Below are 2,017 nucleotides of genomic sequence, written 5' to 3'. Positions count from 1 at the left end.
AGGGCAACCGCATCAAAATAGGCTTATCCATGGGTTATGGATGTACAAGATTATTTTTCTAAGGTAGAAGACCCGGGGGTAGAGGGTCGTTGCAAGCATAAGTTAAGTGATATTTTAGTCATTGCACTGGCGAGTTATCTGTGTGGAGGCGAGGATTATGAGTCGATGCATGAACTTTGCCCGGAACGTGAAGAATCGCTTCGCCCACTCGTTAAATTGCCTGATGGTTGTCCGAGCGTGGACACCTTTGAAAGAGTTCTCCAACGTATTGATCCTCAGTCTCTCTATGCTTGTCTTCAGGTCTATGGTAAAGAGCTGATTAGCGACTTGGGGGGGTAAACATATCGCCATTGACGGCAAACGTCTGAGAGGCTCGAAGAAGAAAACGGGCAGTACGCATATTCTCTCAGCTTGGGTTGATGAAGTAGGTTTAAGCCTTGCTCAAGAGACTGTTTCCGAGAAACGCAATGAGTTACAAGCCATTCAGGAAGTTCCAGATAGCCTTGATTTGTCGGGAGCAGTCATCAGCATAGATGCTATGGGGCCTCAAACCAACATTGCAGAGTAGATAATCCAATCGGAAGCTTACTATATCCTACTAAGTCTCAAAGGCAATCAAAAACACTTGTATGAGGATGTTCAGGACTGCTTTACAGGACAATACCAATCTCATTGTTATGAAACTTTTGAGAAAGATCATGGTCGTATCGAGAAGCAAACCTATACGGCACTACCAGCCTCAGAAGTTTTTGGAGCAGGAGATTGTCATCAATGGCAAGGGCTGAAAAGTTTAGTTCAAGTTCAGCGTGAGATTAGTGGTTTAGAGGGAGATACTCGCCTAGATAAGCAATATTACATTAGCAGTTTACCTCCTGAGCAATGTCTATTAATAGGGCAGTGTATTCGGGAATATTGGGGATTAAAAATAGACTTCATTAGTATTTGGATGTAACCTTCAGGGAGGATTCTTGTCGAGCCCGTAAGGATTACTCTGCGACTAATCTAAATACACTCAGAAAGTTTGCCTTAGCCATTGTCTCATAGTACAAAGACAAGTTATCCTTACGGAAGGTTATTCAAAGCTGCTCTAAATATAGACTACCTCAAAAAGCTACTCAAAATTTGATGCGGTTGCCCTGAAAATTCACTTGTAGATATTATCGTCATTTACAGCTCAATTTTATCTACGAATATAATTCAACTCGATTATTCCATTATTTGTTATCGTGTTGACTAATTTCAATTTATGTTCCACATCATTTTGGCTGAATAACTTTATGCCATTTCCTAAAATTATCGGAATAATTGATATAAAGTACTCATCTATCACATCTAAAGAGATGGCTTGTTGAACTAAATCTGCTCCGCCACATATCCAAATATCTTTTCCATCATCCCCTTTTAGTTTCTTGATCAATTCCTCCAAATTATCACTTGTAAAAATGATCTTATCCGAATCTTTTTGTTCTTCGTGAGTGAAAACATAAGTCAATAAATTATCATAAACCCAATGATCAGGGGATAACTCAGTTATTATCTGATTGTAAGTATTCCAACCCATTAGGACGGTGTCTATTTTTTTAATAAACTCAGAATAGGTTTCTTCGTTTTCTAAACAATCATCATGACCTTGCAGAAAACTGACATTCCCATTTTTATCAGCAATGTAGCCATCTACACTCATTGCTATAAATAGCTTTACTTTTCTCATATCTTGACCTCAGATTCTAATTTACCTATCTCTATAAACTGAGAGTTGATTATTTATGATACTCCTCTATTTTGGATCTGTACTCATCCAAAAGCTGTCTCGAATACACTTTTTTATTTTTTGAGTCTCTAACTTCTTTCCATAGAATCGCAGCAACTTTTAACTTATCAGAATAATAGCCGCTAAATTCATCTGAGCAAAAGTCCTTTAGGAATTGATTCCATTGACAAGCTGAATTATCATACTTAGCATAGTCTGACTCGCCATAATATACTTTCAGCATATCTTGAATTGTAAAGTTTAAGT

At 38.0% G+C, this 2,017-nt stretch carries 1 protein-coding gene and 2 pseudogenes; 1 reads left to right on the top strand and 2 read right to left on the bottom strand.

Annotated elements, in window-relative coordinates:
* Positions 1-36: 36 nt before the first annotated feature.
* Positions 37-1,126 (top strand): annotated as a pseudogene (locus tag Q4A14_RS08955) (ISAs1 family transposase).
* A gap of 54 nt (positions 1,127-1,180) precedes the next feature.
* On the opposite strand, the gene Q4A14_RS08950 reads toward Q4A14_RS08955, so the two are convergent.
* Complete coding sequence (locus tag Q4A14_RS08950; protein WP_303171530.1) at positions 1,181-1,711, bottom strand: dihydrofolate reductase family protein; 531 nt, start codon at positions 1,709-1,711, stop codon at positions 1,181-1,183.
* 49 nt (positions 1,712-1,760) lie between these two features.
* Positions 1,761-2,017: pseudogene (locus tag Q4A14_RS08945) on the bottom strand (hypothetical protein); the annotation flags it as partial.

It is taken from the genome of Porphyromonas sp. (assembly GCF_030529325.1).
Lineage (GTDB): Bacteria > Bacteroidota > Bacteroidia > Bacteroidales > Porphyromonadaceae > Porphyromonas_A.
The sequence above is the reverse complement of the archived record's forward strand: the minus strand, read 5'-3'. Positions and strand labels throughout refer to the sequence as shown.